Source organism: Rubrobacter tropicus (assembly GCF_011492945.1).
GTDB classification, from domain to species: domain Bacteria; phylum Actinomycetota; class Rubrobacteria; order Rubrobacterales; family Rubrobacteraceae; genus Rubrobacter_D; species Rubrobacter_D tropicus.
On sequence record NZ_CP045119.1, the window covers coordinates 631156 to 651967 of the forward strand.

Below are 20812 nucleotides of genomic sequence, written 5' to 3' on the forward strand. Positions count from 1 at the left end.
GAGCTTGGTTGGTTACGACGACGAGATGAAAGGAGGCCCCCACCGGAGGACCTCCCACACCGGAATAGAGTTCCGAGCCGAGACAACTTGCTGATAGCTGACCGCTGAAAGCTACCTCTGCTCGAACTCTTCACCGGGTGCGCCGCAAACCGGGCACTCCTCGGGGGGCTGTATGCCCTCCATCTCCTCGCCGCAGGTGCCGCAGATCATCGTTACGGTCATGGGCGGGTGCGGGGCCTCGCCGTTCTCGGCCTCGATCTTCTCGCCGGTGTCTTTGGCGAGGTCCGCTATGGAGACCTTGCCGGTTATGACGTCTTCCATAGTGGTGCGGGCGCCGCTGAGGGAGTCCTCGACGAGGGGGAGGTCTATGTGGGTGACGCCTCGCTCGCGGGCGAGCTTCTCGGTCATGTTGCGCGAGATGTTCCGCATGAAGCCCTTGGGCGCCCGGTCGAGGCGATCTATTGCCTCCTGTGTCCAGGTGAACTCTTTCGAGCCGCCCTCGGGAACCAGCGCACCAGCCTTCTGGAAGGCGGAGTGGTCGATGGGGCACTTGGCGCCGGTGGTCTCCTGGACCTGTTCTTTGGCGTGGGAGACGGGGCAGCCGCCGGATTTGACCTCGGGGGCCTCGCGGCCGGTCTCCTCGCGGTACTGCTGCTCGACGTACTCGCGGGTGATGGTCGAGTAGCCCTTCTTGAGCGCGCTCTTCTCTACACGCGCCCTTACGCGGCGCTTCTCCTGCCACTCTTCGAGGGAGTCGAGCAGGGCCGTCGCGTCCTCTGTCCAGTGGAGCTCGCGGCCGTCGTAGACCTCGGAGAGGTTCATCGTCTCGTCGCCCGCGGTCGTGGCTATCTCGGCGTCCACCGCGTGGAAGTGGGTGGGGCCGGAGCCGCAGACGGGGCACCTGGCCGGCTTGCCCTTCGCCACGTAGCGGCAAACGTCGCACTCGAAGCGGTCCTGGCCCTGGGCTGCGCGGTGGATCTCATCCTGCACGTCGGCGGAGACGCCTTCGATGTCGCCCTGGTCCTCTGACTTCCCGAACCCGCCGCGGCCGGCTTCGAGGATCTCGTCCTTCGTAACCTCGCCGTTGCCGTTCTTGTGACCGTTGCCGTTGGCCTTGCCGTTGGTGGCGCTGTTGCCGTTTGCCTTATCGGCGGTGCGCTCGTCGAAGTCCTTGAAGAGCGAGTCGATGGGCTTCTCCTCGCCCATTGCCTCGGCCTCGCGCATCTGGTCGCCGATGGCGCGCATGGACTCCATGGCGCCGGGGGGGAGGATGCTCTTTATTACCTCGTCTATAACGCCCGTTGTGATTACCGTGTAGCCCTTCTCGATGGCGTAGCGGATGATCGCGCCCGTCGCCATCCCGACGACGAAGCCCGGGATGCGGTCGAGGCGCTGCAGGGCCTCGTCGGTCCAGGTCATGTGCTCTTCGGCGGTGTAGAGGTCGGGGGCCTGGTACTCGTAGTTGCCGATGAGGACGTTCGTCGGCAGGTAGCGCATCATGTTCTCGGTGTTGCCGCCGATGTCCATCTCGTCGTCGGAGTGGTAGCCGATGCGGCCCATCACGACCAGCGTCGGGTTTACCTCGTTCACGTACTTCATGGTCTGCTCGAAGGGCTTGCCGGCCAGCAGCGTCGTCTTGAGCTCGACGCCCTCGTCCTCGGCTATCTTCTTGGCGACCTCGAGGTGGGCGGTGTAGATCTTGGCGAGCCCGGAGTCGATGATCTCCTCGTGCAGCTTCTCCTGCTCCTTGAACCGGAACACCTTCTGGGCCTTGGAGGAGAGAACGCCCGCTATGGAGTGGAACATCGCGTAGTGGAAGTACGGGTCGAAGACCGAGATGGCCTCGACGGTGCCGCCGAACTCGCGCGCAAGCTCGATGGCCCGCTTGAGGCCGCCGAGCGACTTGGCCGAGCCGTCCACGGCGACGACTATGTGCTCGAAGGGACTACGGTCGAGGTCCTTGACGATCAGGGTGTCCGCCTTGGTGAGGCGGCGGACGACGCGCTCGGTGACCGTGCCGAGGACCGTGTCCTTGACGGCGGCCATGCCCATCGCGCCTATGACGACGAGGTCGAAGTCGTTGTCGTTTACGTCCTCGACTATGACCTTGAAGTTCTTGCCTTCGAGGGAACGACGGACCAACTCCACGTCGTACTTCTCGCAGAGGGGCTCCAGCACGTCGATGTAGGAGTCGGTGATTATCTCCAGGCCCTTGGTTATGAGCTGGTCGTGGATCTTGCGCTGCCGCTTCATCTCGTCTTCGTCCCGGAACTCCTCCGGGAGGCCCGACTCCATCTGTCTGAAGCGGACGTCGTGCATCTTGGCGGCGTAGGCGTGGCAACCCGCGACCCTGCCCCCGAACTGCCGCGCAACGTCGACGCCTATGACGCACGCCTGGTTGGAGTAGTCCGAGTTGTCGACCGGGACGTAGATCTCTTTGTACATTTACCGCTCCCCTTACCGTAAGGACGCCGGACGCGATCTTTTTGACAGGCAGCACAAAAGCGCCGCCTTCCTGTTCGCGTAATGTACCGTTGTAGAGCCTGTACCGCAAATAAAAGCGTTCACACGGCCAAAAACCCGGCCCCGCTGGAAAACCTGCCCCGCCTGCCCGAAGATGGCCGAATTGACCGAAGCAGGGGAGGCCAGCAAAGATGGGCGCCGACGCGATGAAACGGGGCACTAGTAGAAGCGGGGACAGGGGGGCGTACGCGGAAGGAGCGGCCTTCGTCGAAGGCGAGTTCGTGCCGGTGGACGAGGCGCGCATCCCCATCCTCGACTGGGGCTTCCTGCGCTCCGACGCGACCTACGACGTGGCCCACGTCTGGCGGGGGAGCTTCTTCCGCCTGGAGGACCACCTCGACCGCTTCGAGAGGGGAGTGGCGAAGCTGCGCCTGCGCCTGCCCTTCGGGCGGGACCGCATACGCGAGATCCTCGTGGAGTGCGTGCGCCTGAGCGGGTTGCGTGACGCCTACGCGGAGGTCATCTGCACCCGCGGGATACCGAAGCCCGGCTCCCGCGACCCGCGCGACTGCGAGAACCGCTTCTACGCCTTCGTCGTGCCGTTCGTCTGGATCTCCACCCCCGACAAACAGACCCAGGGCCTCCACGCCACCATCAGCCGCGTCGAGCGCATACCGCCAGGCTCGGTCGACCCGACCGTCAAGAACTACCACTGGCTCGACCTCCAGGCCGGCCTCCTCGACGCCTACGACCGGGGCGGGGAGACCGCGATCCTCGTAGACGAGAACGACAACGTCGTCGAGGGACCCGGCTTCAACGTCTTCGCGGTGAAGGATGGCGCCATCGCCACCCCCGACGGCGGCGTCCTGGAAGGCGTCACCCGCAGGACCGTCATGGAGCTGGCCGCGGACCTGAACGTTCGGCTCGAAAGGCGGCCCGTCCCCGCCGAAGAGCTACGCCGCGCCGACGAGGCGTTCGTCACAAGCACTGCCGGCGGCGTGATGCCCGTGACGGCCGTGGACGGTTCGCCGCTGGGCGACGGGAGACCCGGTCCCGTCACCTTGCGGTTGCGCGGGGCGTACTGGGGCCTGCACGAAGACCCCCGCTTCTCGCTCCCGGTCCGCTACGACTGAACCTCCGCGGGCTTCCCGAGGGTTATCGTCCCCAGGGACCCGTCGACCGTCACCTCCTGGCCCGTGATGATGCGGCCGGTGGCGTCCGGTACGCCGACGACGGCAGGTATCCCATACTCGCGGGCGACGATCGCGCCGTGGGACATCGGGCCGCCCATCTCCATGACGAGGCCGCCGGCAGTGAGAAAGAGGGGCGTCCAGCCGGGATCGGTCGAGGGGGCGACCAGGATCTCACCCGGCTCGAGGCCAGCGCCCGCCGGGTCGAGCACGACGCGCGCCGCTCCGACCGCCACGCCCCCGGACGCCGGGGTACCGTTCAAGTCTCCGGTCGTCTTTCCCGGGACCCCCGCGTCCGGCTCGGTGCCGTCCGAGAGCAGGACGCGCGGGATGTGCCTGCGGCGCGTCTCCCTGTCGTGGTCGGCGCGGCGCTCGCGGACCAGTTCGCGCAGGTCTTCGCCCGCGGCGGCGGCCCGCGCCTCGGGCAGCGTGAGGAAGAAGACGTCGTCTGCGTCCTCCAGGCGTCCGGCCTCCGCCAGCTCCCTGCCCACCGGCAGAAGGAGGGACCGGACCCGCGCGAAGAGCAGGATTATGCAGAACTTGGGCATCTCCCTCATGCCGAGCAGGGCCCGCGCCCGGTTCAGGAAGAACGCGACGAGCCGTCCGCGGAGGCGGCCCCGGCGGTATGCGCGGCGGGACAGCTCCTCGACCATGGCTTCGGCTTCGAGGGCCGCCCGGCGGAACTGGATGTCCGGCGCCCGCGCCGGGTCTTCGAGGCGGAGGTAGTTCGAGATCACGCCCAGGACGTGCGTCGGGTTCTCGGACCACCGCGGCAGACCGAGGTCGATCTCCGCCACCGCCCGATGCCCGTAGACGCCCAGGAACCGCGCTAGGCCCTCCTGGAGCGTGCCCGGCAGCGCGCCGTCTTGGTAATTCCTCGCAAGCTCCGGCGACGGCGTGTCGCGCGTGGCCCCGGCGGCGTCCGGATCGGCGCGCACCCGCTGGGCGAGGTCCCATAATGCGAGGTCCATCTCCGTGGTCGGGTTGTGCGGCAGCGCCCGCAACGCGACCCGCCTTTCGTCCCCGGTGGCGAGCCCCCCGAGCAGCCTGCCAGCCAGGGCGCTCGCCACGAGGCCGGCGCCGAAGGCCGGGGGGACGTCGGGGAGCAGGCGCGGCGGGCCGCTGAGCAGGATGCGCCCGGCCTCGTCGAGCCGCGCCACGGTGGTCGGGGACACGTCGTCCGCCGCGCGGAAATCAGCCGCGAGCTCTAGCGCCCGGTTCCGGGCCTTCGCCGGGTGGAGGAGGGCCAGGATCAGGCGCTGCGGGACGCCTACCCGGAGTAGTGTCGGCAGGACGGCCCGGATCGCGGGCCACGGGGACGTGGTGGTGGGGGAGAGGCGTGGGTCGTCAGCGAGGTGCCGGAGGATCGGGGCGGTCCGCGCCTCCATGTTGCGCGTCGCGAGGTCGAGCAGGCCGCGGCCGAACGTGCTGCGCAGCGCCGGCGTGACGTCCACGAAGAGGCGGCCCGCGGCCTCGGCGTAGGGGGCCGGGCCGGCGAACGGGTCGGGCGGCCCGTACCCGAGAAGCGTCGAGATCGACGACCCGAGAAGCCGGAACGCCTGCCGGCCCATCGGCGTCAGCGGCTGGTAGACGCCCTGGGCCACGCTGGCCGAGAAGTAGACGCGCAGCTCGTCGTCGGGGGCGCAGGCCGGCAGGGGAAAGAGCGTGGTGATCGGCCGCGCCTGGAGTAGCCACGTCGTCCCCCCGGCGTCTATCGCCCACTCGGTGTCCTGCGGCGCGCCGTAATGCTCCTCGACGCGCGCCCCGAGCCGCGCCAGGGCGCGAACCTGCTCGTCCGTGAGGGAGGCCTCTTCTCCACCACCGAACCCTTCTATTCGCCGCGTGCCGCCCCCCTCTTCCGCCACGACGGCGATCCGCTTGTCGCCCGGGCGGCGCTCCAGGATCCTGCCCGTGGCGGTGTCGACGACGAAGTGGTCCGGGTTGACCGCGCCGGAGACGATGGCCTCGCCCAGGCCGACGCTGGCATCGATGACGGCCTGGCGGCGCCTCCCTGTTATGGGGTTCGCGGTGAAGAGGATACCGGAGACCTCGGCGGCGACCATCCTCTGCACGACGACGGCGAGACGCACGGCGCGGGGGTCTATGCCGTTCGTGGCCCGGTAGCTGACGGCCCTCTCCGTCCACAGCGACGCCCAACAACGCCGCACCGCGTCCAGCACGGCTTCCGGCCCGATTACGTTGAGGTACGTGTCCTGCTGGCCTGCGAAGCTCGCCTGCGGCAGGTCCTCTGCCGTCGCCGAGGAGCGGACGGCCACCGGGGCGTCGTCCCCAAGCCCCTCGTAGTTTGCGGAGATCTCACGGACCAATTCGTCCGGGACCGGGGCTTCGAGCAGCGCGAATCTCGCCACCTCCGCTAGCTCCGCCAGGCGCGCCGCGTCTTCAGGCGTTGTCTCGGCCAGCGCGGCGAGCGTCCCATCCAGGCCTGCCCCGGCCGCCACGAGGTCGTAGGCCGCCGTCGTCACGCAGAACCCTCCGGGTACCGGCAGCCCCGCCCGTATCATCTCCCCCAGGTTCGCCGCCTTGCCCCCGACGGCCGGCAGCATGGTCCGGTCCACATCCACAAAATCCAGCGTCAGCGGGACGACCGGGACTTCTCGCGCGCGCTCCATCAGCCTCTCCTCTCCGGGCCGGTGATGCCCGGCTCTCTTCGGCCCCCTCCGGCGTCCCTACCTAGCCCTTTACGCGCACCCGCCAGAGGCCGAAGCCGACGAGGCGGCCGGGGAGGTCCCGCAGGACCGGTATGCGCGGCAGAAGCTTCAGCAGCAGCGGGGGGGAGAACGGCCGGCTCGACCCGAGGGCGGGTGCCAGGACGTTTTTCTGGATCTGGGCCTGTAAAGCCTGGATCACCCTGGTGGGCAACTCCCGCCGCCGCTGCACCGCCGCGAGGTGCTTCTCGTCCAGGGCGACCAGCCGCCTCTGGCTCTCCGTGAGCGGCCCGTCGAGGACGTTCGCCGCCGACACGGCGTCCTGGATCGCGTAGTTGATGCCCACCCCCGCTACGGGGCTCATCACGTGGGCCGCGTCCCCGATGAGCAGAAGCCCCGGTTTGTGCCACGTCGGGCAGCGGCTCGACTCGACGGAGAGCAGCGAGACCTCGCGCCAATCCGTGAGATGGGCTAGCCGATCCGCGAACTCGGGGATAAGCCCGGCGAACTGCCGCTTGAGCTCCCCGATGCCCTCGTGCCGAAGCTCTGGAAAGGTCCCCTTGGGGATGACGTACCCCGCCTGCCAGTAATCCTCCCGGTCCAGCATGACCGCGATGTGCCCCCGCCCGAACCGGCCGACGATCCCCTCCTGGTCCTCCGGCTCCCTCGGCAGCTTGAACCACAGCACGTCCATCGGCGGCGAGGTCTTTATGGGCTCTATCCCGGCGAGCCGGCGTACCCGGCTCCCGCGCCCGTCCGCCCCGACCACGAGCGCCGCCCGAACCTCGCGCGGCCCGTCTTTGCCCTCGTAACGCACCCCCCGTACCCCACCGTCTTCTTCGACGAGCCCGCGGACCCGCGCCCCCATAACGAGCCGGAAGTTCGGGTATTTCTCTGCCTCACCGACTATGAACTCGAGGAAGCTCGTCTGGGGCATGACGGTTATGTAGGGGAACTTCGTCCTGAGCCGCGAGAGGTCTATGGGCGAGAACGGCCCCTCGTCGGTCTGGATGGTGAATGTCGAGATCTTGCTGTGACGACGTTCGAGCAGTCTGCCGGCGAGGCCCAACTGGTCCATGATCTCCATGACCGAAGGGTGCAACGTGTCACCCCGAAACTCCCGGTCGAAGTCCGGGTGCGCTTCGAGAAGCGTCACGTCCACGCCCTTGCGCGCCAGCAGCAACGCCAGCACCGCCCCGCCCGGACCCCCGCCGACGACCGCGCAGGCCGTGCGCGTCACCCCGGAAGCCCCGCGGGGCTCCGCAGCATCGGCGCTCGCCCTCTTCTGCGTTGTCTCCGTCACGGCGGGACCTCCTTCGTCGCCTTCTCTAATCCTTCGGCCTCAACCCTTCGAGAAAGATACCGATGGCCGTCTTTAGGTGTTCTTCGTCGGTGAGGTCGTCCTCGCGCAGGGCGGGGAAGACGATCTTGCCCGCCGCCTGCGGGATGAGCATCCCGACGAAGGCCCGCGCGCCCGAGCGCACGTCGTGGGGCCGCAGCCGCCCCAACTCGACCTGACGCGACAGGTACTGCTTGAGGAAGCCGAGCACCTTCGCCGCCGTCGCCCTGCCCAGCATGTCCGCCAGCCCCGGACGCCTCATGGCCTCCCCTACCAGAAGCTTCATCATGCGCTGGCTGACAGGGTTATTGACGGTCGCGAAGTAAGCTCGCGCGATCTCCGGCAAAACCTCCTCGGGCGGACGGTCCATCATCGACGCCGGATCATCCACCGTGGTCCGCAAGGGAGCGTGGGTGTGCAAGACCGCGTCGAAGAGGGCCTCCTTGTCCGGGAAGTACCAGTAGATCAGGGCCGGAGACTGCAACCCCGCAGCCCCCGCTATGCTCTTGATAGTCGCCCCCTTGAACCCCTTCGTCGAGAACTCCTCGAACGCCGCGTCCAGGATCTGACCCCGCCTGTCTACCTCCTCAGCCAACCAATCCTCCTTGATCGAACATTCAATGAACCCACGTTACTCCTGATTGAACGTTCTGTCAAGCGTGATGTAAGGGGTCGCCACGTCGCGTTCCGGGTTAGACTCTCGAAGATGGACCGTCCGTATCGCACCAAGTCTCGAAACCTGTTCCGATTGTGGACGGAGCACGACCTCGCGGACCACGGGCCGGAGTTCGGCAGTTACCGTCCCGCCTTCTACGAAGGGCTTAGGCGGGAGGACGAGCCGGTAGTGTGGAAGTTCATCGAGGAGAACTATCTACGGAAGTACAGGTGCTTCGTCAGGGTCGGCTTCGACTGGATGGCCGACGGTCTGTGGGAGATCCCGTTCCCCGGTTCCGTTTCGATGGGTTTGTCTTCGTCTCCGGAAAACTTCGGGATGCCCGAACCGCTGTCCGCGAGGATCCACGCGTGGCAGGCCAACCTGGATTCACGGGAACCGGGCGCGGAACCGGAAGAAGAGGACTTCGACTACAGGGCGTCCGATGCCGAAGGCGTCGAGATAGCCGGGGAGGTCATGCTGTTCCTCGGTAGCGGCTATTACGTCGAGTATCGGCCTTTTCGGGAAGTTTCGATCAGGGACGGCGGTGCGGTCGAGCTCGAAGTGCCGGCGTTCATCACAGATTTGACGCGATGAGCTATCCGTACGACGGCGTGGATCTTCGGGCGCATCCCGAGGCGTACAGGGTCGGCCGCGGGGAGCAGGGCGTCTTCCACGCCGAGCCGTACAAGGGCGAGTTGTTGCCTCTCTGGAGCTTCAAGACCGAGGAGGCCGCGCGGGAGTCGTCCGAGAAGATCTACGCGAAATTCGAGGAGTACAGGGCCGAGGGCGACTTCGTCGGCATGGACGTCGCCAGAAAGTACTTGCAGATGGGATGGACCAGGGCGAGGCGCTACGCGAAGTACGAGGGCGGCAAGAAGAGCAAGCCGCGCGAGGAAGAAGACCCGGAGAAGGCCCGGGCGGCCGAGGTCTTTCGGGCGAAGTGGCGGGCCGCGGCCGAGGACGAGGAGTATTCGAGGCTCAAGGAAGAGCACCGGCGGCGAAACGAGTAGTGGGTTCGGGCGTATACCGTTGTGAGAGCGAAGAGAAGGAGAGAGTCATGCGCAATCCCCTGATCGCGGCCATCCTCAGCGTCATCGTCGCGGGTCTCGGCCAGATCTACAACGGCCAGATAGGCAAGGGCGCCGTCTTCATAATCCTCCAGCTAATCAACGGCGCGTTGACGGTGGTCCTGATCGGCTGGGTCCTGATGCCCATCGTTGGACTGTGGGCCACCATCGACGCCTACCTCGTCGCCAAGCGCAACAACGAGAGGTACGGCTTCAGGTAACATCCCGTATATGGACCAACGAGATTTGCTGACCCTGGAGAGCGCCGTAACAGCCATCGACGAGGCGGCCTCGGCCGTCGCCCGCGAGGTCGAGCGCGACCGCCTGCGCGAGACATCCCTGGCCCGCCTCGCCACAGTCGAAGCCGAACTAACCCGAAGCCGCATCGCGGTCGAGAAGATCATCAAAGAAGAGACCCGCTAGCGAGCCGCGAAGCGACTCGCGCACGCTTCGGCTTGCGCCTCCGCTTTCAGCACGGCGCTTCGCGCCTTTCAGCTAGTCAGCATTTCAGCACGCCTCCTTCGGAGGCTTCCAGGAAGTCATCCGTACGCGTCACGTCCCACGGCACCCGAACCGTCGCGCGATGCGCGGCCCGGTAGGTCTTAGCGCGGCAAGAAGCTGACAAGCTGAAAGCGAGGCCCGCGAAGCAGGCCGAAGCGTGCGCGACGACCGTAGGGAGGAGCTTGCGTGCTAACCTGCGCATCCTCCGGTGCTTACCGGGTTGGTGCGTCCGGTGGCGAGTTGCAGGTGGCGGCCGACGAGTTGGGAGGGGATGCCGAAGCCGGCGTTGGAGGAGTCGGCGCGGCTGGCGAAGATGGTGGAGACTACTTCGCCCTCGGCGTTGACGGCCGGGCCGCCCGAGTTGCCCGGGCGGACGAAGACGCGGAAGCCGGTGACTACGCGTTCGACCGGGCCCTCGTTGTAGGCGTCGCCGGAGATCACGCGTTCGGTCTCGCCGGTTCGGGCCGGTTGGATGTCGAGCGGGCCGTTCTGGGGGAACCCGATCACGGCCGCCGCCTCGCCCTTGCGGGGCGGCGCGAGCGGGATGGGGGAGAGGCCTAGTTTCCTGACGCGCAGGACCGCCACGTCGTTCTTCTCGTCGAAGAGGACCACCTCGGCCTTCAGGCTGCGGCCGACGCCCCTGGGCTGCACCCTCGTCACGGCCTCGCCGGCGACGACGTGGGCGTTGGTGACGACGAGGTTTCTCCCGGCGGCCCAACCCGAGCCCTCGACGCCGTAGCCGCAGGCCACCCCGGTTACGCGCACGGTCCTCATGGACGCCGCCCGCACGTCGGGGTCCGAGACTATGCCTTTCTCCGGGGGGGCGACGTCGGGGCTGGGGCCCTGAATCTTGGGCAGCGGGTCGATCTTGGCGACCGCCCGGGTGAGCATCCCCGAGGGCATCCGCTCGTTGAGAGAGCTCAGGATCTTCGACTCCTCGACGGCCGGATGCAGCCCGGCGAGCGGGGGAGACTGCAGGGCAAAAACCCCGACGGCCCACACCAGAACGAGCGAGAGCGCAAGCCCCAGAACGCCACCCCCCAGACCGTCCAGGGCCGCCGAGGTCGGCCCCGTGAGCCGGTTTCTCAAGGAGCCCCCGACGATGCGGGCCAAAATCTCCCCAAGAACGGCGAAGCCAACGATGCCAATAAGGGTAATACCCAACTCATAAATAGGGTTCCCCCCCTCCGGCGCGAGCGAGGGCGCCACCCTCGACCCGACCGAAGCCCCCACAACCACCCCGACGAGCGAAAAGACGCCAGCCAGAAAGCCGGTGCGCGCGCCGCGCAACACCGCCAGCAAAACGAAGAGGGCTATGAACACATCGAGCGCCACCATCCGCAAATTCTACATTGTTAGCACGCGCGCTTCGCGAGCTATCAGCCCGGCGCTTCGCGCCTTTCAGCACGCTCCAGCCTTCGGCTTCCGCTCTCAGCCCGCATCGGGCTGACAAGCTGCCCGAAGGGAGGAGCTTGCGTGCTAACATCTGCGCATGAGAGTTGCCGAGTTTTTGCCGGAAGTAAAGAAGACGCTCGAGGAGCGCGGGGAGCCGCGTTACCGGTTGGGGCAGGCCTACGCAGCCCTGACGGTCTCCCTGGTGCGGGACTGGGAAGAGGCGACCAGCCTGCCTAAGGGGTTGCGAGAAGCTTTGAACGAGGCTGCTCCGGCGGCGGTGCTCGACCTTCGGAACGCTTCGATGGCGACCGACGGTACCAGGAAGTACCTCTTCTACACGCACGACGGGCATGCGATAGAGACGGTCATGATCCCGGAAAAAGGTCGGCACACGGTCTGCATCTCGACGCAGGTTGGGTGTCCGATGGCCTGCAAGTTTTGCGCTACGGGGCTCATGGGCATCAAGCGGAACTTGAAGGCGCGGGAGATCGCCGAGCAGGTCCTCGTCGCCGCCCGCGACATCGCCCCTGAGAGGGTCTCGAACGTCGTAGTCATGGGGATGGGCGAGCCGATGCTGAACTACGGGGAGACGGTGAAGGCCTTGAGGGTGCTGAACGATGGAGAAGGGTTCAACCTCGCCGCAAGGCACATCGCCGTCTCGACGAGTGGGCTGGTAGACAAGATCCGGCGCTTCGCCGACGAGCCCGAGCAGTTCCATCTGGCGATCTCGCTGCACACGCCGTTTGGGGACGAGCGGGCCGAGATCATGCCCGTCGCCTCCCGCCACTCCATCCCGGAGCTCATGGACGCGGCCCGCTACTACGTCGACACGACGCGCCGCAAGCTCTTCTTCGAGTACACGCTGCTGGCCGGCGTGAACGACCAGCCGCGGCACGTGGAGGCGCTCGTGGACCTGCTGGATCACCCCCTCTACCACCTGAACCTCTTGCGCTTTAACTGGACGGACACGGGCTTCTCGGCGACGAGCAAGGGGGACGCCAAGGCGTTCTTGCGGTACGCGAGGGAGCTCGGCCTCTCGGCGACGCTGCGGCCGAGCCGGGGGCAGGACATCGACGCGGCCTGCGGCCAGCTCGCGGCGAAGGACCTGCGCGGCCGTCCGGCCATCCCGATGCTCTCCCGCCCTTGAAAGACGAGCCTTCGGAGAGGTTGGATCCGCGGGCAAAGGTCGTTTGGAGGATCTCGGGCGCCCTCAACACGTTGCCCCTCCTGGCCGGCGCCGGGTTCGCGAGCTTCGTCCTGCTGAGGTGGGTCGAGGTTTCCGTGCTTGTGGGGATCCTTCCCGTTCTTGCCGTGCTCGCGCTGGCTGTCTTCTCCGTTTTCGTGGCGCCGGGGCTCCGGTGGCGGCGGTGGCGGTACGAGATCCGGCCTGACGAGGTCGACCTGCAGCGAGGGGTCTGGTGGGTGAGCCGCACGCTGGTTCCTCTGGCCCGCATCCAGCACGTGGACACGCGGCAGGGCCCCCTGCAGCGGCGCTACGGGCTCTCGACGGTCGTCTTCCACACGGCGGCGGGGCCGAACCAGATCCCCGAGCTCTCGACACCCATAGCCGCGGAGGCCCGCGACCGCATCGCGGACCTCACCAGGGAGCAGGATGAGCTCTGAGGCGGAGCCGCTACTCCATCTCCACCCCGCGGCGATGGTCATTGACGCCCTGAAGTCCGTCAGGCGCCTGGTGAGCGCCTCGGCCCTGCCCGGCATCATCGTCCTCTTCAGCCAGGGGCTGAGCCCGCTCACGATCTTCCTCGTCCTGCTCGGCGCGGTGGTCCTCGTCGTGCTCGCGGCGGTCTGGGGCTTTCTCTCCTGGAGGGCGACGAGCTACGGGGTGGTGGGCGGCGCGTTCCGGCTGCGGCAGGGCGTCTTCCAGAAGAGCGAGCGGACGATTCCGCTGGAGCACGTCCAGTCCGTGGATACCGTTCAGGGGATAGTGCAGCGGGTATTCGGCGTCTACGAGGTGCGCGTCGAGACGGCGGGCGGCGGCGCGACCGAGCCGGACGCCTCGCTCCCCGCGCTTAGCCGCGGGGCAACGGAGGCCCTGCGGCGTGAGATCGAGGGCGCGAGAAAGGAGCCCGTCGATACCGAAGAAGAGGCCGGGCCCGAAGTCCTGCGGCGTCTGTCTGTGCGGGATCTTCTCGTCGCGGGCGCCACCAGCGGACAGATAGGAGTAGCCCTCTCCCTGCTGGCCGTCGGCTCCCAGGTCTTCGACGAGTTCTTTTCCGAAGCTTTTTTCAGGGATCTGGTAGACAGGGTCGCGCCGAACGCCCTGGTCGTCGCCCTGATTCTCGTCCCCGCCGTCGCGCTCGTCGCCTGGCTGCTGGCGATAGCCGGCACGGTGCTGGCGCACTTCGGCTTTACCCTCTCGCGCGACGGGGATTTCCTGTACATCAAGCGCGGTTTGCTGGAGAGGCGCGAGGCGACGATCCCGCTAGGACGCATCCAGGCCGTCCGCGTCTCCGAGGGCGTCCTGCGCCAGCCTTTCGGCCTCGCCTCCCTGCGCGTCGAGAGCGCCGGCTACGGCGAGGACGCGGGCGTCTCCGCCGTGATGTTCCCCCTGCTGCCCCGCGACGAGGTGCAGGCGCTCCTGAGAGAAGCCGCGCCCGAGTTCGCGGTCGACCCGCCCCTGAACGCGCTTCCGCGCCGCGCCCTCCGCCGCTACGTCTTCAGGGCCTGCATCCCGGCCGTGGTCCTTGCCGCCGCCGGGGTGCTCGTTCCGCTGCTGGTCTTCGACGCCTTCTTCGGTCTTTTGTCGGCGCTTTTGATCCCGGCCTTCGCCGTCTACGGTTGGCTGCGTTTCCGGGCGGCGGGGTGGGCCCTGGAAGGAGACCGTCTGGTGGTCAGATCCCGCAACCTCGGCCGCGTGACGGTCGTGGCGCCCAGGCGCAGGCTCCAGTCGCGCAGCGTTTTGCAGAGCCCCTTCCAGCGCCGGGTCCGGCTCGCCACCTTCGAGACCGAGGTGGCGTCGGGGGGAGGCGGTTCGGCCCTGGAGGTGACGGACCTCGGGTTCGAGGATGCCAGGCGCCTGGTAGAGGCACTATCGTCGCGCGTCTCTATTAAGAAAAGTGGGGAAGAACGTCCTGCATGAACCCCCCGAAGGCGTGCCCGGGTACTCCGGACGCTGGCAGGGGTGAGATCTTCCCCGGGAAGTGTCTTGCCGATTACGCCGGTTCGATATTGTTGTAGTAAGATTCTGCGCGAAGTAGAAGAGCTCCCGAAATCCATCCGCAACGAACCTCGTGGTGGTGAGCGGGGGCACACGCATACTGCAAGAAAGCGATGAGGGGGATGGTTTGAAGAGCGTGGTCGAGTCGGGCGCGGTAGGGGACAGACAGCTTTTTGGGCGCTACTTTCTCGCGGTCGTACTCGCACTGGCGATTGGTCTCGGGGTCTCGGTGCCCGCCTTCGCCGCGGAGGGCGAGCCCGAGATCCAGCCCCACATCGTCGGCGGGACAGCCGTGCCCGACGGCAAGTACAGGTTCATAGCGGCCCTGCGCGACGTGACGAACGGCAGCACGGTCTACCAACAGCAGTTCTGCGGCGCCACCCTTATCGACAGTGACAGCGTGCTCACCGCGGCCCACTGCCTGGAAGGGACCACGGCCGCACCGCTGCGGGTTACGGTGGGGATCACCGACCTGAGCAAGCAGCAGGGGCAGACGCGGTCGGTGGCCGCGATCTTCCGCCACCCGAACTACACCTCGTCGACGGTCAGCTACCGCTACGATGCCGCCGTCCTCAAGCTCAGCAGCCCGGTCACGGGGATCTCGCCGGTCAAGATACCCGCCACCACCTACAACACCTTCGAAACGCCGGGGCGCCGGGCGACGATCGCCGGCTGGGGCAACACCGTCAAGCAGCCCCCGAGCGGCGGCGCGGGCAGCAACTACCCTTACAGGATGCGCGAGGCGAAGGTGCCGATAGTCCGTGACGGCGTCGCCAAGGATATCTACGGCTCGGCCTACGCGACGGGCCTCATGGTCGCCGCGGGCAGGGAGGGCAAGGACACCTGCCAGGGCGACTCCGGCGGCCCGATGTTCGTCTCGACGAGCAGCGGCCGTTACCAGATCGGCATAACCAGCTTCGGCGCCGGGTGCGGGGCTCAGGGCTTCCCCGGCGTCTACGCCGAGGCCAACTCCGGACCGATCCGCTCCTTCATCTACAACGCGGCCAGCCGCTAGCCTTACTTCGCCCGATCTTCGGGGCCGACGGTTCATTCCGCCGGCCCCGCTTTTGTCCTCTTTGCAGCCCGTGGGAGTACGCGAGCGGACCGTCAAGACGTGGTTTCCACCCGGAACTTCCTCTTTCGCCACGGGAGTTTCCTGTAGTAAGATGCCGCGCGAAGAGGGAGACGGTTCCGCGTTCTATTCGTGGCCGGGCTGGGGCCGGGCTTCTTCGGCGCCCGCTTCGGGGCGCACGCATATCGTTGGAGGGTCGATGAGGAGGTCGGTTTGAAGGTCGGAGGCGGGTCGGACACGGGTAACGCCTTGCGTTACCACACGCGTTATCTGCTGGCGGTGGTGTTCGCGGCGTTGCTGAGCCTCGGGATCGCGGTGCCCGTGTTCGCCGCCGAGGAAACCACGGGTGGGGGAGATTCCACGACCAACGGTTCCCGAATCGTGGGCGGGACAGCGGTGCCCGACGGCAAGTACAAGTTCATAGCCGCGCTGCGGGACGTGACCCGGGGTAGCTCCGTCTACCAACAGCAGTTTTGCGGCGCCACCCTGATCGACCGCGACAGCGTGCTCACCGCGGCCCACTGCGTCCAGGGCACGACCCGCACCCCGCTGCGGGTTACCGTTGGGATCACGGCGCTCAACAAGAAACAGGGACAGACACGGCGGGTGGCCACGATCTTCCGCCACCCGAAATACTTCCCGAGGCGCAACGAGGCGAACGACGTCGCCGTCCTCAAGTTGAGCAGCCCGGTCAGGAACGTCGCGCCGGTCAAGATCCCCTCCGTCTCCTTCAACACGTTCGAGCAGCCCGGGCGTACGGCGACCATCGCCGGCTGGGGCAACACGGAGAGGCAGGGGCCGTTCTTCCAGCAGCCCGACAACTTCCCGTACCGGATGCGCGAGGCGAAGGTGCCACTGGTCCGCGACGGCGTCGGCAAGCGCGTCTACGGGGACAACTACGTGACGCCCCGCATGGTCGCCGCGGGCAAGGAGAACAAGGACACCTGCCAGGGCGACTCTGGCGGCCCGATGTTCGTTCCGACGAGCACCGGACGCTACCAGATCGGGATAACCAGCTTCGGCGCCGGGTGCGGGACTGAGGGTTTCCCCGGCGTCTACACCGAGACGAACGCGGAGGTGATCCGGAACTTCATAGCCACGGCCATGCGCCGGTAGGCGAACCGAAGAACCTTGCCGGGGCCCGCGGCGCTCGCCGCGGGCCTTTTTCGTTCTACTCCGGTCCCCCGTCCGAACCCAGCAACCCGGCCTCGAGCAGGGGCTCCGGCGTCCCGCCCAGGGGTGCGTCCATGCGCCGGATCCGGCTCTTACCCTCTTCGTCTTCCTCTATGAGCCAGATCTCGTCGACCAGGGCGGATTCCTGCACCTCGCCGACGTGGGAGATTATGAAGATTTGGCCGAAGGACCGCTTGAGTCTCTCGACCGCAAGCAACACGTTGTTGCGCCTCCCGGCATCCAAACTGCCGAACACCTCGTCGAGCACGAGGAACCCTAGAGTGTTCCCCCCGCGCGCCGCGACGAGCCTGGAGAGCGCGACCCTCGCCGAGAGGCTCGCCACGTCGGCCTCCCCGCCCGAGAACCGCTCGATGGCGTAGGAGTCGTCGAAGCGGTCGAGCAGCCTGACGCGGTAGTTCTCGTCGAACTCCATGCTCTCGTAGCGGTTGTCCGTGAGCTCCCGTACCAGGCCCGATGCCTCCGCCTCGAGCATCGGCCTCGCCCGCGCGGTCAGGGAGCGGAAGAACTCGGTGAAGAGCCCGTCCATCTCGTCCATGCGCGCCGCCGCCGCAGCCCTCTCGTTGGCGAGCTTCCTGTCGTCGTCGAGGCGCTTGAGCTCCGTCTTCGCCCGTTCTATGCGGTGGTCGGCGTCCTTCCAGTCGCCGCCGAGCCCCTCCCTCGCGTCCCTGAGCCCCGAGACGCGCTCCTCGGACGACGCCACCCTCCCCGCGGCGGCTTCGTACGCCTCCTCGTCGAAACCGAGGGCTTTGACCTCCTCGCGCAGCTTCTCCGCAGCTTTCCCGGCTTCTTCGACGCGCCCACGCGCTTCTTCGAGCGTCTCTTCGACGCCGGCCCGGGTCTCCAGCCGCCGCTCCAGCTCTTCTACCCGGCCGCGGGCCCGTTCGAGGCGGTCTTTCTCGGCGCTCTTCTCCCGGTGCGCTTCGGCGTCGTAAGAGAGGTCCGAGAGCTCTTCCAGCCTCGCCAACAGCTCCGAGACGCGCCCCGTCAGCCGCGAGTGCTCGGCGGCCAGGGCCGCCACGGCGGGCCGAGCGTCCCGCACGCCGCGCAGGCGTGCGCGGCGGTCGCGGGCGTCTTGCAGGTCTTCCCGGGTCGGGGGCCGTGTTCCTTCGAGGCTTTCGCGCCGTTCGGCCAGTTCTTTGTCCAGCCCTTCGAGCGTCGTCAGCCGGTCGGCGGCGCGGTCTTCGGCCCTCACCAGCGATTCGCGCAGGGACCGCCAGCGGTCGGTCCTCGCCCGCAGTCTCTGGAGCTTCTCCGCGGACTCCTCGGCAGAGCGGGTCAGCTTCTCGGCCTCCGCTGACTCGACGGCGGCCTGGCGACGGAGGGAGGCGGCCTGCCGCTTGAGGGTGTCGGAGATCTCCTCCTGCTCCCCGCCGTCGAAGCCCCTGTGGCAGGTGGGGCAGTGGTCCTCGGCCCCGCTGTCTATGGCCTCCCGCGCCCTGTCCACGTTCTTCGCCTCGCGCTCGTGGGCGTTGGCCCGGCCCCGGTGGAGGGCCGCGAGCTCCTTGAGCCTCTCCTCTTCCCCGCGGAGCTCCTCCTCGCGCCTCTCCGGGTCCTCGCCGCCGGAGAGGTCTTCGAGCTCCTCCCGCAGCCCCCGCGCCTCTTCTTTCGCCTCCTCGTGCCGGGCCCTGGCCCTCAGCACCTCCTCCTCGGCGGCCCGGTACGCCTCGTGACGGGCGGAGAGGTCGCGCAACTCTTCGTGCCGCGCCTCCGCCTTCTCGAGCTCGCCCGTTGCCCCGTCCAGAACCGCGACGGCGCGCTGCAGGAGATCCGGGCCGTCAAGCTCGAAGAGGGCGTCGAAGCCGGGGACTACCTCCCCGTCCCCGCCGTCCAACCCCTCCAGAACGTCCCAGACCTCGCCCTCGATGTCCGAGACGCGCCGCTGCCCCTGCAGGCACTCCCGACGCCCCCTGTCCCGCTCCTCCGCCAGCCGCCGGTCCTCCTCCAGCTTCTCGAGCTCCGCCGTTACCTCCGGCAACCTGGCCGTCCGGGGCTTCAGGCGACCTAGCTCCTCCTCCGCCGCCGCGAGGTCGGCAAGGTCCTTCTCCCCCTCGGCGACCCGGTCCGCCGCCCGGCGCCCCTCGGCCTCGGCCGCCCGCAGGTCCGCGGTCAGGCGCGAGTGCTCGCGGTAAGACGACTCGAGCGCGTCGCGGGCCGCGCGGGCCGACCGGAGTTCTTCTTCGGCCGAGACCAACTCGGTCGAGACCTTCTCCAGCTCGCCCTCCAGGCGGTCGCAGGCCTCGCGGGCCTCCTTGAGCTCCGCCTGGAAAGATTCCAGGTCTGCCTCGGCGAGCCGTTTCTCGAGGACCCTCGCCTCCGACCTGAGGGCGTTCCGGTCCTCGCGCAGCAGGGCCTGTGCCGCCTCGACGCCGCCGATGCCCAGGAGTTTGGAGATGCGGCGGACGCGGCTGATGCCGTCGTCGTTGGCGAAGAAGCGGAGCTCCTTCTGGCGGGCGTAGAAGGTCGCTTCAAAGGCCGTCCGGTCCATCCCGAGCAGCGTCTCCTCGACCCATCGGATCACGTCGGAAGTCCCGGTGACGATGGTCCGCCCATCGCCGTCGCGCACCTCCGCGCTCGTTGAGCCGCCCTTGAGCTGACGCCTCACCATATACGATCCGCCGTCCGTGGCGAGCGTAACCTCGACCACGGACGGGTCCTTCGTGGAACCGCCGCTCCACGGGATAGACTCGTTGGCGAACCGCGGCCCGCCGCCCCTCGAACCGAAGAAAGCCCACAGGATGCTCTCGAAGAGGGTCGATTTGCCGGCGCCATTTGCTCCCACGACCCCGACGGCTCCCTCCGGCGGAAACAGCTCCACCGGGTCCCTGAGCTGCTTGTAGTTCTGGATAAAGAGGCGTTCCAGGATCACGCGCCCGGCTCCTCGCTCGCCGCCCGCGTCAGATAACCGCGCCCCTTCTCCAGAAACTCCTCCGCGAACGCCTTCTCGAGCTCGCCGCGCTCCCGCCTGGAGTTGACGAAATGGGCGAACTCCTCGCCGAGCGGCCCGAAGACCGCCGAAGGCGGGCCGTCCTCGCCCGCCGCTTCGGGGCTCTCCTCGGGGTGGATCTCCAGACTGAAGTTCAGACAACGCCGCTGCAGGTCCCGCAACAGTTCCCTGTCCACCCCGCTCGCGACCCCGCGCCTCACGTCGTAGGCCCGCAGCCGCACGATGGCACCGTCGAGGTCAACATCGGAGACCCGCTTCTGAACCTCTTCCGTCAGCTCCGCCGAGTCCATCTCTTTCGCGGAAATTTTGGGGAGGTCGATCATGGGCCGCGTCTCTATCTCGACGTGCTCCACGCTCTCGAGACCGTTGCCGTCGAACTCGACGACGGCGAAGCCGGCCTTCGAATCGACCTCGCCGAACCCGAAGCGCTCGGTGGCGCCGGAGTAGTACGCGTTCTCCTTATGCTTGTGGAAGTCGTGGTAGTGGCCCAGTGCTATGTAGTCGAAGGGGGCGGAGATCATGCCCGGCTGCAGGTCCGCCTCGCCCATCTCGTGCTGCCTCGTCTCCAGCCCGTGCACCAACCCGTGCGTCACCAGGATATTCACGTCCGCGTCCCGCGCCGGCATCACCGCCCCCGTCCCGAACACGGCCCCATGCGGCACCAGCGTGACCCCGACGTTCACCCCATCGAACTCGTCCACCCAATAGTCAAGATCGAACCCGTGCGCCGAATGCACGTTCACCAGGTTCGCGTACTCTAGAGCGGCCGTCGTCGTCCGCAGCCGCGGCGTCTCGTGGTTCCCGGCCGCCACGACGTAGGGGATGCCGGCCCGTGCCGTAATGCGGGCCGTCTGCTTCAGGAAGCCGATGATGACGTGCGTCGCCGGCCGCACCGAGTCGAAGACGTCGCCCGAGTGAATAACGACGTCCACGTCCCGCTCCAGGATGGCATCCACGGCTCGCCCGTAGGCCTCCTGGACGTCGACCTCCCGCTGATTGCGGTTGGACTCGGGATCGAGCCGCGCGTACCGCGAGTACCCGAGATGCGTGTCCGAGATGTGGGCGATCTTTACGATGTCAGGCTTTCTAGATTCATCGCATGCACACCTAGAATATACTTCGCCTACGACACGCTAACCATCATCATC

17 protein-coding genes are annotated in these 20812 nt (G+C 67.6%); 10 read left to right on the plus strand and 7 right to left on the minus strand.

The window, feature by feature from the left end; translation table 11 throughout:
* Positions 1 to 111: 111 nt before the first annotated feature.
* On the minus strand, positions 112 to 2445 hold the full coding sequence (locus GBA63_RS02950) for a universal stress protein (protein ID WP_166173338.1): 2334 nt from the start codon (positions 2443 to 2445) through the stop codon (positions 112 to 114).
* Positions 2446 to 2654: 209 nt separating this feature from the next.
* On the opposite strand from GBA63_RS02950, the gene GBA63_RS02955 reads away from it, so the two are divergent.
* Positions 2655 to 3596 (plus strand): aminotransferase class IV, encoded by a 942-nt coding sequence (locus tag GBA63_RS02955; protein ID WP_207957047.1) that lies wholly within the window; start codon positions 2655 to 2657, stop codon positions 3594 to 3596.
* On the opposite strand, the gene GBA63_RS02960 is transcribed toward GBA63_RS02955, so the two are convergent.
* The 3 genes from GBA63_RS02960 to GBA63_RS02970 all read right to left on the minus strand — a co-directional run bounded on the left by GBA63_RS02960 (position 3587) and on the right by GBA63_RS02970 (position 8253).
* Positions 3587 to 6283, minus strand: coding sequence for a PEP/pyruvate-binding domain-containing protein (locus GBA63_RS02960; RefSeq protein ID WP_166173340.1), 2697 nt, complete (start codon positions 6281 to 6283; stop codon positions 3587 to 3589). The two genes, GBA63_RS02955 and GBA63_RS02960, sit on opposite strands and share 10 nt — an antisense overlap.
* A gap of 61 nt (positions 6284 to 6344) precedes the next feature.
* Positions 6345 to 7559 carry an FAD-dependent oxidoreductase gene (locus GBA63_RS02965; RefSeq protein ID WP_207957210.1) on the minus strand — a complete coding sequence of 405 codons (1215 nt, stop codon included), beginning with the start codon at positions 7557 to 7559 and terminating at the stop codon, positions 6345 to 6347.
* Positions 7560 to 7647: 88 nt separating this feature from the next.
* Entirely contained in the window at positions 7648 to 8253 is a 606-nt protein-coding gene (locus GBA63_RS02970; protein ID WP_166173344.1) for a TetR/AcrR family transcriptional regulator, read from the minus strand.
* Between the two features lie 111 nt (positions 8254 to 8364).
* Between GBA63_RS02970 and GBA63_RS02975 the strand changes: the two genes are divergently transcribed.
* The 4 genes from GBA63_RS02975 to GBA63_RS02990 are packed head-to-tail and all read left to right on the plus strand — an operon-like array spanning position 8365 to position 9803.
* Entirely contained in the window at positions 8365 to 8907 is a 543-nt protein-coding gene (locus GBA63_RS02975; RefSeq protein WP_166173346.1) for a hypothetical protein, read from the plus strand.
* Positions 8904 to 9323: a DUF4385 domain-containing protein gene (locus GBA63_RS02980; protein ID WP_166173348.1), complete on the plus strand. Its 420-nt coding sequence runs from the start codon at positions 8904 to 8906 to the stop codon at positions 9321 to 9323. Before GBA63_RS02975 ends, GBA63_RS02980 begins: the two co-directional genes overlap by 4 nt.
* A gap of 47 nt (positions 9324 to 9370) precedes the next feature.
* Positions 9371 to 9601 (plus strand): hypothetical protein, encoded by a 231-nt coding sequence (locus GBA63_RS02985; RefSeq protein ID WP_166173350.1) that lies wholly within the window; start codon positions 9371 to 9373, stop codon positions 9599 to 9601.
* 10 nt (positions 9602 to 9611) lie between these two features.
* Entirely contained in the window at positions 9612 to 9803 is a 192-nt protein-coding gene (locus GBA63_RS02990; RefSeq protein WP_166173352.1) for a hypothetical protein, read from the plus strand.
* 267 nt (positions 9804 to 10070) lie between these two features.
* Here GBA63_RS02990 and GBA63_RS02995 read toward each other — a convergent pair whose 3' ends face one another.
* A complete protein-coding gene (locus GBA63_RS02995; protein ID WP_166173354.1) occupies positions 10071 to 11219 on the minus strand; it encodes a MarP family serine protease in 1149 nt (382 codons plus the stop codon).
* Between the two features lie 172 nt (positions 11220 to 11391).
* Here GBA63_RS02995 and rlmN point away from each other — a divergent pair, with 172 nt between their 5' ends.
* The 5 genes from rlmN to GBA63_RS03020 all read left to right on the plus strand — a co-directional run bounded on the left by rlmN (position 11392) and on the right by GBA63_RS03020 (position 16642).
* A complete protein-coding gene (rlmN, locus tag GBA63_RS03000; protein ID WP_166173356.1) occupies positions 11392 to 12423 on the plus strand; it encodes a 23S rRNA (adenine(2503)-C(2))-methyltransferase RlmN in 1032 nt (343 codons plus the stop codon).
* Entirely contained in the window at positions 12420 to 12899 is a 480-nt protein-coding gene (locus tag GBA63_RS03005; RefSeq protein ID WP_166173358.1) for a PH domain-containing protein, read from the plus strand. The genes rlmN and GBA63_RS03005 overlap by 4 nt, the downstream gene beginning before the upstream one ends.
* Positions 12889 to 14376, plus strand: coding sequence for a PH domain-containing protein (locus GBA63_RS03010; RefSeq protein WP_166173360.1), 1488 nt, complete (start codon positions 12889 to 12891; stop codon positions 14374 to 14376). The genes GBA63_RS03005 and GBA63_RS03010 overlap by 11 nt, the downstream gene beginning before the upstream one ends.
* 214 nt (positions 14377 to 14590) lie before the next feature.
* A complete protein-coding gene (locus GBA63_RS03015) occupies positions 14591 to 15469 on the plus strand; it encodes a S1 family peptidase (RefSeq protein WP_228282448.1) in 879 nt (292 codons plus the stop codon).
* A gap of 270 nt (positions 15470 to 15739) precedes the next feature.
* Positions 15740 to 16642, plus strand: a complete 903-nt coding sequence (locus tag GBA63_RS03020; protein ID WP_166173364.1) for a S1 family peptidase — start codon at positions 15740 to 15742, stop codon at positions 16640 to 16642.
* A gap of 55 nt (positions 16643 to 16697) precedes the next feature.
* Here the strand turns inward: GBA63_RS03020 and GBA63_RS03025 are convergent, their stop codons facing one another.
* Both GBA63_RS03025 and GBA63_RS03030 read right to left on the minus strand, forming a co-directional pair.
* The gene (locus GBA63_RS03025; RefSeq protein ID WP_166173366.1) at positions 16698 to 19586 is read right to left on the minus strand and encodes an AAA family ATPase; all 2889 of its coding nucleotides are present in this window, start codon (positions 19584 to 19586) and stop codon (positions 16698 to 16700) included.
* On the minus strand, positions 19583 to 20740 hold the full coding sequence (locus GBA63_RS03030; protein ID WP_166179764.1) for a metallophosphoesterase family protein: 1158 nt from the start codon (positions 20738 to 20740) through the stop codon (positions 19583 to 19585). The genes GBA63_RS03025 and GBA63_RS03030 overlap by 4 nt, the downstream gene beginning before the upstream one ends.
* Between the last annotated feature and the right edge of the window lie 72 nt (positions 20741 to 20812).